The sequence below is a fragment of the Occallatibacter sp. genome (assembly GCF_049510455.1).
GTDB lineage: Bacteria > Acidobacteriota > Terriglobia > Terriglobales > Acidobacteriaceae > Telmatobacter.
In genome coordinates, this window is record NZ_JBEKYX010000036.1 from 1 (window position 1) to 15,826 (window position 15,826).

At 54.4% G+C, this 15,826-nt stretch carries 11 protein-coding genes and 1 pseudogene; 3 read left to right on the top strand and 9 right to left on the bottom strand.

The annotated features are described in order from the left end of the window. Positions 1-82, top strand: a pseudogene (locus ABSG47_RS08495) (transposase); the annotation flags it as partial. Between the two features lie 61 nt (positions 83-143). Here the strand turns inward: ABSG47_RS08495 and ABSG47_RS08500 are convergent. Next, positions 144-1,295 carry a GH36-type glycosyl hydrolase domain-containing protein gene (locus tag ABSG47_RS08500; RefSeq protein ID WP_424168830.1) on the bottom strand — a complete coding sequence of 384 codons (1,152 nt, stop codon included), beginning with the start codon at positions 1,293-1,295 and terminating at the stop codon, positions 144-146. A 3-nt stretch (positions 1,296-1,298) separates the two neighbouring features. Beyond that, positions 1,299-2,228 (bottom strand): hypothetical protein, encoded by a 930-nt coding sequence (locus ABSG47_RS08505; protein ID WP_424168832.1) that lies wholly within the window; start codon positions 2,226-2,228, stop codon positions 1,299-1,301. Between the two features lie 316 nt (positions 2,229-2,544). On the opposite strand from ABSG47_RS08505, the gene ABSG47_RS08510 reads away from it, so the two are divergent. Next, positions 2,545-3,696 carry a lactate/malate family dehydrogenase gene (locus ABSG47_RS08510; protein ID WP_424168834.1) on the top strand — a complete coding sequence of 384 codons (1,152 nt, stop codon included), beginning with the start codon at positions 2,545-2,547 and terminating at the stop codon, positions 3,694-3,696. A 12-nt stretch (positions 3,697-3,708) separates the two neighbouring features. Here ABSG47_RS08510 and ABSG47_RS08515 read toward each other — a convergent pair whose 3' ends face one another. The 7 genes from ABSG47_RS08515 to ABSG47_RS08545 form a co-directional block, all read right to left on the bottom strand. After that, positions 3,709-4,815, bottom strand: coding sequence for a glycoside hydrolase family 76 protein (locus ABSG47_RS08515; RefSeq protein WP_424168836.1), 1,107 nt, complete (start codon positions 4,813-4,815; stop codon positions 3,709-3,711). An 18-nt stretch (positions 4,816-4,833) separates the two neighbouring features. After that, positions 4,834-7,155 (bottom strand): GH92 family glycosyl hydrolase, encoded by a 2,322-nt coding sequence (locus tag ABSG47_RS08520; protein WP_424168838.1) that lies wholly within the window; start codon positions 7,153-7,155, stop codon positions 4,834-4,836. A gap of 77 nt (positions 7,156-7,232) precedes the next feature. Further along, positions 7,233-11,618: a glycoside hydrolase family 38 C-terminal domain-containing protein gene (locus ABSG47_RS08525; protein ID WP_424168840.1), complete on the bottom strand. Its 4,386-nt coding sequence runs from the start codon at positions 11,616-11,618 to the stop codon at positions 7,233-7,235. Positions 11,619-11,802: 184 nt separating this feature from the next. Next, positions 11,803-12,201, bottom strand: coding sequence for an outer membrane beta-barrel protein (locus ABSG47_RS08530; RefSeq protein WP_481133023.1), 399 nt, complete (start codon positions 12,199-12,201; stop codon positions 11,803-11,805). Between the two features lie 69 nt (positions 12,202-12,270). Continuing rightward, positions 12,271-13,308 carry a LacI family DNA-binding transcriptional regulator gene (locus tag ABSG47_RS08535; protein WP_424168844.1) on the bottom strand — a complete coding sequence of 346 codons (1,038 nt, stop codon included), beginning with the start codon at positions 13,306-13,308 and terminating at the stop codon, positions 12,271-12,273. Positions 13,309-13,399: 91 nt separating this feature from the next. Continuing rightward, entirely contained in the window at positions 13,400-13,939 is a 540-nt protein-coding gene (locus tag ABSG47_RS08540) for a hypothetical protein (RefSeq protein WP_424168846.1), read from the bottom strand. Positions 13,940-14,026: 87 nt separating this feature from the next. Beyond that, positions 14,027-14,719 carry a MarC family protein gene (locus tag ABSG47_RS08545; RefSeq protein WP_424168848.1) on the bottom strand — a complete coding sequence of 231 codons (693 nt, stop codon included), beginning with the start codon at positions 14,717-14,719 and terminating at the stop codon, positions 14,027-14,029. 163 nt (positions 14,720-14,882) lie between these two features. Here ABSG47_RS08545 and ABSG47_RS08550 point away from each other — a divergent pair, with 163 nt between their 5' ends. After that, positions 14,883-15,812, top strand: coding sequence for a 2-deoxy-5-keto-D-gluconate 6-phosphate aldolase domain-containing protein (locus ABSG47_RS08550; protein ID WP_424168850.1), 930 nt, complete (start codon positions 14,883-14,885; stop codon positions 15,810-15,812). The last annotated feature ends 14 nt before the right edge of the window (positions 15,813-15,826 follow it).

Here is a 15,826-nt window from a genome sequence, read left to right on the forward strand (position 1 = left end):
AAAGCAGAGCTGCTCTATCTGCCGCCCTACTCGCCCGACCTGAACCCCATCGAAAAGGCCTGGTCCAAACTCAAACAACTTATGGGTGCCAGCAAAGCACGCTCCGTCATAGCCCTCGACCAGGCCATCGAAACGCTACTTCCTCAGATCACCGACCACAATGCCCAGGCTTGGTTCAGACTTCGATTCGGAAAGCCACAATAACTGTGAAAATGATCTAAAGGCCCATGCCGAAGCAGCTTGTTCATGTTTCGCACGAGATCGCGGCTTTGCGCTTCTGTTGCCGCACCGGACAAAATCGCCCAGGGTTGCGGCTCGATCCATAATGTCGATTCGCCCAACCAACCCAGCGTAGGCCCAAGCCACGCGCGCCGAAACCATTTTCCATTCCATTGTGCTCGTGTTGCTTCGCGATGCTGGTCCGCGCTTTTACGTACATCCTGCGCAAGCTGTGGGTTATTCCGCGCATAATCCAGCAGGCGCGCGTATTCGTCGAAGACCCATCCCGCCATTGCCGAGTTCAGCACGCTCTCGCTCTCTTCCATGCATTCCTTCATTGCAGAACTCGCCCATGTATAGATCAAGCCATCGTTCCAGTCATCTACCAGCATGCGCATGACACCGTGCTTTCCGACGCCCACGTCCCTCACCTGATGGCGATAGCAGCTTTCCAACAGTTCGCTCACGAGCGCGGTGCGGCTGGCAGTAGCTGAAAATCGCATTGGAATTTTCTCGTTCAGGAAATCCAGATCGCGCGTCGCCAGCACGTACTCGGTTGCCGTCCACAGCAGCCACAGCGGCAGATCACTTGCTTTGTCGGACTGCATCGGCGCGACTACGCCGTGGCCCACAATGGCGTACGGTAGAGAACCGTCATCGCGTATTTCCTTAAGCGTGTAGCGCAGAACGCTCTTTACGATCTCTGGATTACTGAAGAGGAACGGCAGACAGTGCTGCAACGGGTCGCGAGGCGCGCCGTGAAATCCCATCGTGTACTGATAAAAACCATTCTGATTCAGAATGTGTTCTTCAAAGAAGTCATCGTAGGTCTGACTGCTCCTTAAGTAATAGTGATTCCATGTTGCCTCGCGCTTGATCCACGGCTCTGCGGGCACATCAAAGTGCATTCCGTTTCGTTTCCACTCTTCACTTGAGCTGCGCAGCACTGAATCAGCGGATCGCTCATATTTGCCGATTAGCACGTCGAGTGAAAAGCCCTGCGGTAGATACCCGTAAAGAAAGCTGAGCGTGCGCGATTCTCCGGCGCGCGCGTCGCCGTTTTCAATCTTGTTCAAAGGCTACTTCAAGCTGGTGGGGTTCGCCGCGCCGCCTGCGCCAAAGAAAGAAGCTGAGTCAGAACTGAGCCCGCTTGCTGCACCATCCAGCGAGACCAGAAATGTTTGCGGTACCTCAAGGCTTTCGAAGTCAGTTCCTGGCCTCAGATCCTCAATCGGCTTATAAAACCCATTGGGACTGGCCTTCAATATGGCTTTTGTCCGCTCCCACGTAGCCTCTTCATTCGCAGCACGCCCAGAAAAGTTCTTTGTGTCAAGCAGCCCTCTGCCGCCGGCGATGCGTGTCACGTGGTGACCGAACCGGCGCCCCATATCTCGGCGCCATTCCGTCTGCGTACGCTTTCCGTATGTGCCCTCGAGTGCCGAGCGAAAGGAAAATTGAAAAGGCTGACATCCCCAGTACTCAACCCATCGCAGCGTAGCCGGCGCGTCTTTATGATTGCACACAGTAACCTGCGAGATCAGAACCGGATCATCCCCAAACGGCGCGTGAATCACCTGATCGACTGCATAATTCCTGCTCGCAATCTTTTTGCGGTAATATCCGATTCCAAAGGTGCGATCGAAGCCCGTGTTGCTGCCGTCGTAGTAAGTGCTTAGCAACTCTTCGCCGTCCGTCAGGTATCCCAGGCCGCCTCCGAATTGGTTCATCTCAGGGTCGAAATCATTCAGGAACTTTGGAGATCCCTCATCCTGACGGACGCGAACGTGGCCGTAATTCGACGCTATGGCGATGATGCGATCATTCCCGACCTGATGAATATGCTCCGTGGGGTTTAATATGCCTGGCCGCACATCTGTCACTGCGCGCGGATCTGTTGTCTGGTTAGCAGTGTAGCGAAAGGCAGGCAGGCCGAATTCGTCTTCCGTCCATACACCGAAATTGCCAGAACCATACTTTGTGAGCAGGTCGGGCCGCGCTGCTATATCCATGGGCCAAATATCAGCTCCATCCATGCTGCCAGCGACTGCAAGTCCCAACGAGCTGCGCATAAAATCCCTTCTTGTCGCTTTCATGGCCACGCCCTTTTACATCGATGAATTATGCCATCCGATTGTATGCGGGAATCAATCCTTGGTACAGAGTTTCCCAGATATCGAAGGCGTTGCATCGAAAGCAGGCCATGTGGAACCACACACATGTGTGTGTAGTGTCCTCTATATCGATTCGAGCCTTATTTTTGTACTCTCACAGTTGTGTTGCAGATCTGACCTGCACAGTTCTCAGTGATCTAAAAGGACGGCTAATATGGCAAGCATCTCAATCATCGGGGCATCTGGCGCTGTTGGCAGCACACTGGCGACGCACATCCTTCGTAGTGGATTGTTGCAGCAGGGCGACCGGCTTCAACTTGTGGCGCGTGGAGCGGGCTCCAGTTCGATGAAGTTATTGAGCATGCGCGTTGACCTGCTGGATGCATTTGACGATCAAGGTATCAACATCGAGGTTGTTGCAAATATTGAAGACCTGGATGGAGATATTGTTATTGTTTGTGCCGGAGTAGCTTCAAAGGATATCGACCGCCGCGCGTGGGGAAGAGCCAATTGTGGCATGTATGAATCGATCGCTGAAACATGTTTGCAGCGGGTTCCTGATTCCTTCTTCATCATCGTCAGTAATCCGGTCGAGCTTGCAGTGCGCATTTTCTCCGAAAAGCTGGGACGCAAGCGTGTTATTGGGATGGGAGCAGAACAGGATTCTCTTCGTTTTTCGCGAGCATTAGCGCGCGACCTCGGCATAAGCAGGCACGACATATCCGCTTCTGTTTTGGGTGAACATGGCCAGGCGATGGTTCCTCTTTGGAGCAGCGTTGAGTTAAGTAGGACAGACGAGCGTCTTCTGGCGCGTCTCGAAGCCATGCGAATTCAAAGCAAAGCAACTCCACTCGCTCAAAGAGTAGCGGAATTGAAGAGCGACGTGCTGAATCTTGTCCAGAATGGACAGATCAACGAAGCGTATGAAGCTACGAGGAGAGAGTTGCCCGATGCACGTATTTTCGTGCAGCCATTCATCACATGGAGCACGATACATTCGACGCCGAATGCAACGGCAAATGCCACTCTTCGTTTTCTGGCGGCGCTCCTGTCCCAACAACAATCGCAGCTTCACGGTCAAGTTTTACTCGCAGGAGATTTCGACGGCATTCATGGAGTTTGCGGTGTTCCTGTCACTGTATGCAACGAAGGCTGGAAAATTAGAGAGCTTGAATTGCTCACGAACGAAGAAAAATCAAAGATTACGCAGGCGGCGGCGTCTATTGAAAGATATGTCGCGGAAGTTCGTTCAGCTCAGCCAGGCACTCCGCTGCTTCAGACCGCAAATGCCGCTGCTATGAACGCTATTTCAATCGCTCCCGCAGAGGACATCTTGAACAAATCCGCAAGCCTCTGCCCGGCATGAGTCATTGCTCCATTATCTCTTTGTGTGAGATACAGAAGCGGCTGCAATGAGCGCGTCGTCTCCTGAGCTTTGCGTGCTGGCGTCGATGGTTCCGTAAGGAGCCGCCCATGCGACGCCTATGCCGTAATCGGGCGGCTCCATGCCAGCCCAGACGCTATCAGCGTTTGCAAGAAGAAATGTCTTATATCGCGGCGATGGAGATACGTGATACAGCAAAGCGAGATTGCGTGCGAAGATGCCTTTGAACTGCGTGCCATCACCGCCGCATTTGGGCTCGCAGGGGTCATGAAGAATGCCGTGTGCGTCGGTCAAGGTGGGGCTTGAGAGTGTTGCTGCGGCGATGGAGTCAGCCTGAGCTAGAAGAGGCGCTTCATGGGTGCGCGTGTACAGCTCAGACAGACCTCCAAGGATGACTCCCTGGTTGTAGCTCCACGTAGTCCGGTGGTTGTTGACACACTGTGCGTCGAGGCCGTCATTGATGAGATGGTCCGCATTGATCATGCCTGTGTGTGAAAACCACTGCCACTCGCGATTGGCCCAATCAAGATAGTAGGCTTGCTGTTTTTTGTTTTTCTCGCGCGTGAGCAGGTGTGCGGCAACGGAAAGAAAAAGCTCGTTGGCGATTGCGTTTTTGTACTTTCTCTCTTTGCTCCACCAGATCCCGCCGGAACAGGTTGTATCCCAGCCTTTGGCCATGTCTTCAAAGATCGATGCAGACATGCGCAGGTGCTGCGGATCGTGGGTGATGTCGTAAACATCAATCCACGCAAGCGCCCACCAGCCTTCATCATCGTAATAGTCGTTAAGATAATCGGCGAACTTATGCTGGGCCGCGGAGAAAGTAGTGGGGAATACGTCTGCGTATTGCTTGTCGCCGGCTATACGTTTGTAGTCCGCGAGAGCCGTGATGGCATTGGCGGAGTTCCACCAGCCGGTGGTTTTATAGAGTCCGGTTGTGGGGTCATACCACGATTGAAGGTGCGCGATGCCGAGCGCGGATCGTTTTTGATAAGAGGCGGCTTCATTCGCGTTGTCACTTGCCTGTGCTACAGCGAGGTGAAATGACATTGCGAGGAGGATGCAGCAAACAATCCATTTGTAACCCTGAATGGATGGCATGATGTTCTCCCGCTGAATCTATTGTTCGTTGTCAGACATGGACGGAGGAGCGTCGGACGGACTGCTGCCCCAATTCTTGTTGGGCAACGGCCCCATGGTGAGAATAAGTTCGCCGCCATTCGCTATGTCTGCGTGATCGAACCATGGCTTATTCCACGGATGACCATTAAGAGTGGCTGACTGGATATACATGTTTTTTGCGGAATTGTTATGAGTGGTGATGGTGAAGGTTTTTCCGCTGCCGAGGTGAATGGTTGCCTGATCGAAGATGGGGCTGCCAAGAATGTATGCGGAACTTGAAGGGTCGACAGGATAAAAGCCCAGTGCGCTCATGGCATACCAGGAGGCGGTTGAGCCCTGGTCATCCATGCCGGGGAATGCATAGCCGGTATGGTCGCTGCCGTACATCTGCTCAAGAATCTGCCGCGCGAGCTTCTGAGTTTTCCATGGCTGGCCGCCCCAGTCGTAGTAATACGCAGCCTGCTGGTCGGGCTGATTTCCCTGTACATACTGGCCTATGACGCCGGTGCAATCGCGGCAGATTCCCTTTGCAGTGTAAGGCGTTGAGAAGAATTCGTCGAGCTTGGCGTCGAATTTGTCGCGACCTCCAAGCAGATTGATAAGCCCGCGTACGTCATGCGGAACGAGCCACAGTGTTGACCAGCCCGAGGCTTCTTTCATCATGAAGTTGTAGTAAGGCTCGCGGGGATCAAAGGGCGAAATCCACTGGCCATCTTCGGTTTTTCCGCGGATGAAGCCGGTAGACGGATCGAAGACGTTTTTGTAGTTATGTGCCCGCTCCAGAAACATCTTGTAATCGTCTTGCTTTCCGAGCTTGAGTGCATATTGCGCGAGCGCATAGTCATCCCAGCTGTATTCGAGCGTGGTGGCCGCGCCTGCTTTGCCGCCGGCATAGGGCGGGCTGGGATTGCCCTTGGGGATGAAATCGGAGATCCAGCCGCGCTGGATGTATTCAGCGAGATGGCCACGCGGTCCTTTGGGGTCCATCGCGTTTTTGCGCAGATACTCATATGCTGAGGCCCAGTCGAAGTTGAGTCCGCGTTTCCAATCGCCGAGATACATGAAGATGGCATTGTCGCCGTGAAATGAAGTTGCCATGTACCCGGATTCACGCGCGCGATCAAGTTGCGAGCGAAGAATATCGAGCTTGGTGTCGGGTTCGAAGAGAGTAAGCAGAACAATCTGGTTGCGACCGGTATCCCAGAAGGGAACAGTGTCGTAGCGGTCGTATTCCGCTGTGTGAAGCTCGTGATCGAGACCAGTAAACTGTTCCCCTTTTTTTGCAATCAGGTGCGGGCTTGCGAAGGAATGATAGAGGCAGGAGTAAAAGAGCATGCGCTGCTTTTCCGTGCCTCCCTTCACTACGACTTGATTCAGCTTGGCGGCCCATGCATCTTCAGCCTTATGCTTAACAGCGTCGAAATTCCAGTCGGGATCCTCGTTGTGGAGCCGCGCCTCCGCAGCCTCAAAGCTGACCCCGGTGGCAACTTTCAGGAGGACTTGTTCGCCTGCAGTGGTGGCATAGTGCAGATAGGCTCCGGAGAATGGTCCGGAGATGGTACGGCTCTCGGGCTCAACATCGCTGAATCCAATAAGAGGATCTCGGTTGCGCGATGGAACTTGTTTGAAGACGCCGAAGGACTGAAATGGTTTTGAAAACTCGGCGATGAAAAAGGATTTACCGTTGGCAGATTTACCGCGCACTGTGTGGTCATTGACGACTTCAACGTCGCCACCGGAAAAACCCAGATCGAGAAGGATATTTGCCTTCTCTGATTGCGGAAATGTGAAGCGGAAGATGCCGGTCCAGGTGGTGGCGGTTAGTTCGACTCGTGTGCGGTAGTCATCGAGATAGACACTGTAGTAGCCGGGCGAAGCCTTTTCCTGTTTCTTGTCGTAGACCGAGCCGCTACGCTCGGGGGGCACGGTCCAGTCGCCGACGACCGGCATAACTGTCGGGCTATCGTCAGCTCCGCTGGAAAATCCATACATCGTGCGGTTGGAATAAAAGTACGACGCGCGGACTCCTGCGGGATAACTGAGGTCAAGATTGGCGTTGATAGGCGCAAGCTCCGTGGAACTGTGCGGCAGGCGCGCACCGGGCGACGTGAAACCGGAGTATAGTTGCTCGCCAGGAGGTGGGGCGTTGCCAATCAGCTTCTGATCGTCCAGCGGTGCGGTTCCAACAAGGCCGTTGGCGTAAGTAATCGGCGGCTTATCTGGCTTTAACGTGCTTTGCGCATGTGTGAGCGCCGCTGAGATGAGCGCCGAAAGAAACAACGGGCCAAGCTGCCTCGAGAATTTATTTGCGGCAATCATCGATTTATCCCCAGATGAAAAAGAGGGCAGGCAGATGAGCAACCACTGCCTGCCTTGGCTACGTTAATCCATGTCGCTTATGCGGCAGGGACGAGAGTGACGGCAAGAACTACCACGTCACGATTTGCAGGGAGGCTGATGCTTTTGATGGCTTTGGATGAGTCGAGCGAAAAGGAGTAGGCATGCGTATAGAAGGGATTCCCATCCTTGCTGCCGTCGCCCATGACCCGGTACTGCATTTCCGAAGCAACAGATTCTCCCCTTGCATTGCCGGGATCGGACCAGTCGCTGAGCGATTGCATGAATGTTGACGATGTGCCATCGGAGTAGTTGACGATGAAGCTCTGTGCTCGCTGATTGCCGTTGAGCCCGACCGCCAGTAAGCGAATGCTTTGAAACTTTTCTGCAGGTAGGTCAATGGTTTTGCCACTGATTGCGTTGGGGTGGTTTGGCGGTCCTAGTTTGAATACGACTCCTGCGCCGATTTCTTCATTCCCTGCCTGCTCTGCTGACAGAGAGGCGGCATCGTTGTCCATGCTGGCAGAGTCGGAGAACTTTGAGCCGTCCTTGTATATGCCAGTAAGGTTGTACGCGGATGAAAGATCGACTGGAACCGTTCCGGTAAGAACAGGTGTGATGTCGAGTTGGGCGGTCGTAGTATGACTAATGCTGCCCGCCGTAGCAGTAACGGTGATCTGTGTTGTGCCGGGCGCAGCCGTCCGGTCTGCCGTGAAGATTGCAGCGGTAGAGCCTGTTGAAGTAGCGGGAGAGAACGCTACTTTAACGCCAGCGGGCAGGCCTGATGCCTCGATATGTACGGGAGACTTCAGGTCACCACGCGAGATGACGACGATGCCGGTGCTAACAGTCTTTCCCTGCGAGACGGAAATGTTTTGCGTTGCGGTGGAGAGCGAGAAGTCTGCTGGTCCGGCATTCGATGAAGGTAAAACATCATAGAGCGGGCGTGCCGGAGTTGTCTCAGAATTTTCCCTGGCCACGGAGATGGCGAGAATGCGCACGTTGCTGTTGTCAGGCAGCTTCAGAGTTTTGGCTCCAGGCGCGAGATCGAGCGCGTAGGCAAATAGATAAGAGTACGCGTAAGCGACATTCCCACCCGCTTGGTTATGGTGATGGCTGGCGTACCAGGCCAAGTCTGCACGCTTGATGAAGCCTGGCTTGAGGCCGACCATCTGGCCATAACTACCGTGCGACGTATCCTTCGAACTCCAGACCCGGTCATCCCACTGGCCAACGAATCCGCCCCAGTCTTCGATGTTGAGCTCGGTCTTTTTGCCACCAGTATCGAAGGCGACTTTTTGATCGCCGTCGGCGGATGCGGCCAGCAAATATACACGGTTGAACTGGCCGGCAGGTAACGCGATGGTCTGGCCATGCGCCACGATTGCGTCAGGTGTGCCTGTCTTGGCTGGCGCGAGCTGAAATTCCACGCCATTAAAACCGATGCGCGCAGGTACCATCTCCGCGGGCAGTGCGTTGCCCTTGCCATCGAAGCCGGCTGTGGTGCGTTCGCCATCGTTGCTGGCCACGGCTACATCGTAGGACAGTGGAACGGGCACGGACTCAATTTTGTCTACCTTCGCACTCGCTGGCGCGAGGCGTACGGCGAAGGTACGTGGTTGGTATGCGCCGAAGGAGGTTACAAGTGCGCCGTCTGTGGTTGTCGCAGAGCCAACAGGCTGCTCCTGTCCATTGACTTCCCGCGCTGAGGTGATCGGCGAGGCAAAGGAAACCTGGACGTTGTTCTGCGGCTTACCGTCAAGCTCGACGAGTCGCACGATTACCTCATCGCCTTGTTCGGCTTTCTTGAGAGCCAGCACGCGAATGCGTGGATTGCTGACCTTGAGTAGTGAGAAGGTGGCGCCGAGTGCGCCGGAGTGCTTTGAAGTTTCGAAGGGAATCAGGGGCGCATTCAAGCGCTGTCCTTGCCAGTCCGTCTGGGCATCGCGCCATGTGCCTGCATGGCCGGCAATGCCGTATACAAACTCGTGGTGACCGATGTCCTGCGTGGCTTGATCGGCATAGCCGCCGGCGACGCCGGGAGTACGCAACAGAGTCAGGCGGAGGGTGTCGTCGTTCGGCTTGTCGGAGCCATTCTTGCTATTGGTGAGAATCGTCACTCCGAAGTTGCCGCTCATGTCGGTCTGATCGATCCACTGGTGCGAAGGCACTTCAAACTTGTTGGGTACAGCCGAGGGGCGCTCAATGGTTCCGATGTCCCAGTTGTAAGTGGCTAGATTATTGTGCGCGGTGAGAGGGAATGTGGCCTTGAGGTTGACCTCACGCGAGTTCCAGTCGATTACGTTAGCGAACTCCACGCGTTTACCCGCCTCACCTGCCGACAGGCGGATGACCTGCACAAAGTGCGATCCAGCGGTTTCGCGCGTGACTTCGATTGCCACACGCACGGGACCATTTTCGACGACGCGAATCTTTGCAGGACCATGCACATATTCTCTTGGCGCGGCCTGCTCCTGATCCCAATCCATGTTCCATGCGGGCCATTGCTGTGGATTGTCATAGGAGAGCGCAAGGCGCGCAGGGGCAGAGAGCAATTCACGGTTTAGTTTTTTGTCGAAAATGCTGGCCACGTCGCCATCGGCGTTCAGACGGACGCGATAATAATCGTTCTCAAGTTCGTTATCTGTGACACGCAACGTGGAAGCGCTTTGTGTTGCGCCTGGCTGCACGTCATAGACCGAATAGGCTACGGAGGGCACGTCGGCGACAAATAGAACCTTGCCGTCCGCGATCTGCGCGGGCAGTTCCTTACCGCCGGGCGCGACGACATGCACTTGCTTCGGCAGTCCGCTGGGGAAGTGGACCTCGGCTTCAACCACATCCTGGCGCACTATGTTCAGCGGATTGAATACGACTAGCGGAACTCCGTGCGTCTGGGTGTTGAGCGCACTCGCCACTGCTTCTGTGCCGCTTTTGAGCACACCGGCAAACTGGTTCATGGCGATCACGTCATCGTTCCACGCAAACTCATAAGCACGCGGCGTGGCGGTTCCGGCTGCGAGATCGTGGAAGTGTGCTCCCATGGCGAGCGTCCACGCGCTGTTGAGGCGCTCAAGCGGATAAGTGCGTCCGCCAAGCCATTCCGCTGCAATGGATGACTTTTCAGCTGCATCGGCGAGAAGTTCTTCCTGTCGAATCCAGCGCTTTTGGTAGGCCTGCGAGGTCAGGGAACCGGCAGAGTGATTGGTCAACTCCATCTCGCCGGTGTAGCGCGGCAGCGCTGCGGCCTGATCGGGCGTGATGTCGAGAAACATCTGATCGGCCGTGGCGGAGATGACATGCACGGGGCCATTACCCACCTGCACCTGCGGCCATGCATCATGCGGCGCATCACGGAAGTTAAAGCCATTAGCAGGAGGAAGATCGACAGAACCTTTTGTGACGATGGCTTCAAGGCGCTTTACCGATTCCTCATCAGGTGATCCGCCGATGTCGCCAGTGCCGTAATAGTGATAATCAGTCAAGACGCCAGTGACTTTGCCGTTGAGTTGGACCCGTGCGGCCCAGTCTCCCTGATGCTTGCGCAGATTGTTGTCCACTTGCGCCCTTGCCAGAGCATCCTGCTCAGTGCGAAGGGCGATGAACTCTGCGATATCTTTCGGATCGGGAGTGTGATTGTCATGCCTGTCCTGCTGGAGCTTTTGCTGCAGGGCGATTATTTTTTTCTGCAAGTCGGCAGAAGCGGGATTCGCCTGCTCTGCAGGCAAGGGGTCGCTGAGGTCGGTGCTGATACCGCCGCTATAGGAGCCGGGGTTCACTCCGGCAATTACGCTCTCTCCATCCGGCCCTACCCAGACGCCAACATTGAAAGGCGTTCCTTCCGGCGTCTGCTCGAGAGATTCGTGACCGCCTCCCGGCGCAGAGGAACCCCACGAAAGCTTTTGCGTGGAAAAGCCCTTCACGCCGGAGTGCGCGAGGATAGTGGGCAGCGAGGACGGGAAGCCGAAGCAGTCCGGCAGCATGTACTCCATGCTCGCCTTACCGAACTCTTTGCGGAACCACTCATTGCCGTAGAGGATTTGCCGGATGATGGCTTCCGCGTTTGGCGCGTTCACATCGCCTTCTTCCACCGACGATCCCGCGGGGAACCAACGTCCTTGATCGACGTATTTTTTGACTTCGGCAAAATCCGCGGGGAAATACTCCTTCATAAAGCGATAGCGATTGGCGCCGCTGAAATTGAAGATGTAGTGCGGATACTTCTCAAATAGCTTGAAGTTTTTTTCCATTGTGCCGCGGATGTACTCGTCAATTACCTGCGGATATTCCCAGCGCCATTCGGTGTCAAGGTGTGCATAGCCCACTACGTAGAGCGTAGGCTCCTTGCTCAGATCGGGCTTGTTTTGTGTTTGTGCATACGCCATCCAAGGTAGAGCGGTGGCACCAAGCGAGACGGCAAGCAAAGCAAAACGGAATTTTCCCATTGCAGCTCCAAAAAAGATTTCAGTGATGAAGGTTTGAACGATAACGTGCCGAAATTCGAAGATCGGCATTAAAGAACGTTGCGCAAAAGAAGCTTACAAGAAAGATCGGAGGGGTCTTCCGGAAGCTGCCATCGCCGGCTTGCCCGTGAGCATCATGAGTGTCGGCGACGGCGACAACCGAAGGTTAGAAGGTGATCTTTCCCGAAATCTGCAGGATTCTCGGGAAGTTCTGCTGTTGTGGTCTTACTCTATCGAAACCGCTCCAGCCGGCTCCTTGCGTATGGGTTGCATTTGCATCTCCGGGATTGGTATCCGGGCCGCCGAACAACACAGAGTTAAAGGCGTTGAAGGCATCGAGCCGAAGTGTGAAGTTCGTTTTTTGTTCCCAGACGGGAAACGATTTTTGTAGAGACAGGTCGACATTGGCAATCCTGGGGATGCGCGCTGCGTCTGTTTCGCCGTTATTTGTCATCAGGCCCCAACTAGGGATGCCCGTCCGGCAGGCTTTGTTGGCATCGAACCAAAGTCCTCCACCAATCGAGGTGCCGCTATAAAAAATGGTAACGATTCCACAACGTAGAATTTTCTACCTGAGATTTTAGTGTTGTCAAGCAATATCGCTTTTTTTATTACTTCAGGCTGCGAGTGTACTCTAAAAATGGCAGCCGCAAGATTCGCGCAGCACCAGTTTCGTTTCCAGCTTTATGGGATATTGGCGCTTTTTGAATTCTTGATTCTTCCCCTTGCCCGCAGTCAAAAGATTTTCGAAAAGAATCTCGGCAGCAACCCGGCCAATGTCCTCAACCGGCTGTTGAATCACGCTGATAGCCGGTCGCAGCGCGGATGCCAGTTCAAAGTCGTCATAACCCAACAGCGCAACTGACTTTGGAATGGAGACATTCAGCTTTTGCAGTGTCTCAAAGGCGTAAATCGTCGTGCTGTTCTTCAGTGTGAAGATGGCATCCGGCAGTTTGCCTGTCGCCAACAGGCGTTCAATTGCATATTCTGCCGACTTGTAATCTTTCACGGACATATCGACTAGCGGCACAAGTCCCTTTTCCAGCATTGCCTGGCGATAGCCGCGGAGCCGCTCACGCAGAGTGTAGAGCGTAGGCTCGCCACCAAGACAAAAAATGCGCGAGTAACCGTGCTCAATCAGATGTTCAGTGGCTATGCGCGCGCCATTGAAATTATCCGCCAACACACTGGGAATACCGGAGTTCACAATCAGGCGGTCGAATGTAACGACGGGTATTCCCATGCGATGCAGAGACTCCGCCAGCGGTTGATTCTGAAAATTCGCAGGCGCTAACAGCAGGCCGTCGGTACGGTGCCGCATCAGAATGTTCAAATTTTCCATCTCTGTACGCGGATCGTTGTTGGTCACGGTCACCATTAGCAGCGAATCATGGGCACGCGCGATGGCCTGCGCGGCCTCGGCGCAGCTTGCGAAAAATGGATCCGCAATGCTGGGAATTACCATTCCGATGGTTTTGGCGCGCTCGCCCTTCAGGACGCGTGCTGCCTGGTTCGGCATGTAGCCAAGCTGCTCAATGACGGCTTGCACACGTTTGAGCGTACTCGGACTGACACGCTCACCGCCGTTGATGACGCGGGAAACCGTAGTGGTCCCGACTCGGGCTTTGCGTGCCACTTCGGCAAGAGTTGGATGAGGACGTGATTTATGCATGGAGGTAGTGTCAACTAACTAGGTTCTGGACTGGACCAGTATTCACTCGACTGGTGTGGCTGTCAACGCTTGGCAGGTTCCCGTATGGCATTCAGATGCTCTGCGGAAAGGCTGTAATGCGCAGTTTTGCAGCAGCGTAAGGAATCAGCGTAATCGTTTCTTCGGGTTCATTTGTCTGTACCGGACTGGGTGGCACTGCGGGCGCAACTCCGTCTTCTGCGCGCCACTCATTGAAGCGGCGCGCTTGGATATGGATCTGAACTGGGGCGTGGTGACGTGTGAAAGGGATCTCACCAATTTCTGTTTCTGTGGTTGTGATATTTTTCCCTGGAGAATCAGTATCTACGCTTAACGCATAGTTCCATGCATTGGCCGGGAACACCTGCCAATCGGCCGTCATTCCGCGGTCACGGAGCTTGACCCAGCTCTCGCCGACACCATAGGAGAAGACAAGCGGGCCGCGTTCGACCGAGATGGAGTTGTTGAACCATGATGGATGTGCGTCAGAAGCAAAGCGTGAAGCGTTCAGAAGGAGCTGGGCGTTCGTCGAGGTTGACGCTAAACCGAGAAGGCCCGCTCCACGGATAAACTGACGGCGCGTGGCAAGACGAGGCGGAGATGAAGACAGCATTAGCTTCGAGCGCTCCTTATACCATGCTACCTGAGCTGGGATTTCATCGTATACCGTCCGTGTCGCGCTCGCTGAGCACTCATCTGTCTAGTGTTTCGTTAGTGTGAGGATCAGCGTAGAAAGGCCATTCCACGCGATTTGCACACCGATACATAAAAGAATGAATGCCATGACGCGCAGAATTCCATGCGCTGTAGGAGCTGAGATAGCTTTTGTGATTTTTGCCGCGTATGCGTAGCAGATGTATACCACGCCACTCAGTGCCACGATCGCGGCGAAAAGAACCACATGGCGGAGAATCGTACTCTCAGTGTTGTTCCCTGAAAATCGCGCGCCAAGAGTGAGAAGCACCACCAAAGTACCGGGACCAGAGGTCACTGGAAACGTTAACGGATAGAAGGCTTTTGCCTGAAGGTTCTGGAGGGGGTCTTCTGATACGACCTCGGCTTCTTCGCGCTTGTCTTTGGTAGTCGCTGCGGAATCGGACTCGTTCAATACCGACCACCCGATCGCAGCAATCACAATGCCGCCTGCCACCTGAACAATCGGCAACGATATGCCAAAAAAGTTCAGAATGGTTGAGCCCAAAAGCTCAAAAACTCCCAGAAAAATGACATTATTGATTGCGATCTTTCGCGCGAGAGATCTGTACGCATAAGGAGGTTGATCCCCAACCAATCCCAGGAATACCAGTGCCGATCCAAAAGGATTGATCATGGGAAGCAAAGCGCTAAAGGCGATCAAAAATGAATTCCAAAGTTGCAATCCCGCTTCCTCCATCCACTATCCTAACTTCTCTTCTCAATACGATATGAGCAAAAAATATGTGCGGCCTGAAATCGTTTCAGTGCCCTGTCTTGCCGTCAAAACATGACCTAAAAATGATTTCCCACAGCTGGTTGTGTTATCTAATGAAATTGCGCAGACGCATGGAGGTAATCTCATGGCTCCTCGTGGATACAAGCATCCTCTCTACATTCTTCCCTTCGATCATCGCGGCTCTTTTGAGAGCGGGATGTTTCACTGGCATGGAGCGCTCACCAGCGAACAGACGGCGCAAATCTCAGCTGCCAAACAGGTGATCTACGATGGTTTTAAGGCAGCTCTTGCCGCCGGAGTACGTCAGGAAGATGCCGGAATTCTCGTCGACGAGCAGTTCGGCGCAGAGATTCTACGCGAAGCCTCGGCCAGCGGGTATCACATTGCCTGTGCCGTCGAAAAGAGCGGGCAGGAAGAGTTTGATTTCGAATACGGTGGCGATTTTGGCCCGCACATCGAGGCCTTTCATCCCACGTTCGCCAAGGTTCTCGTGCGCTACAACCCTGAAGCCGATGGCACGCTGAACCAGCGCCAGGCTGCGCGTCTCAAGCAACTTTCTGAGTATCTCCAGCAGGCCAATCGCAGCTTGTTTATGTTCGAGTTGCTCGTGCCCGCGGAACAATCTCAGCTCGACAAGGTAAACGGTGACAAGAAAGCCTATGACCGCGAACTGCGTCCAGCGCTTATGGTCAGGGCCATCCAGGAACTGCAGGATGCAGGCGTCGAGCCGGACCTATGGAAGATAGAAGGACTCGACAGCCGTGAAGACTGCGAGAAAATTGTGGCCATTGCACAGCGCGACGGCCGCGGTGCGGTCGGCTGCATCATCCTCGGACGCGGTGAAGATGAGCAAAAGGTGCGCGAGTGGCTTACCACTGCGGCCACGGTTCCGGGCTTCATTGGTTTTGCTGTTGGCCGTACTGACTTCTGGGATCCGCTCGTTGCATGGCGCGAAAATAAGCAAACCCGCGAGGCCGCGGTCTCGCAGATTGCTGGCCATTATCGTGAGTTTGTGGGCATCTTTGAAGAAGCTCGCAAGAGCAGTGCGGTTTAGCGGACTTCGCTGAG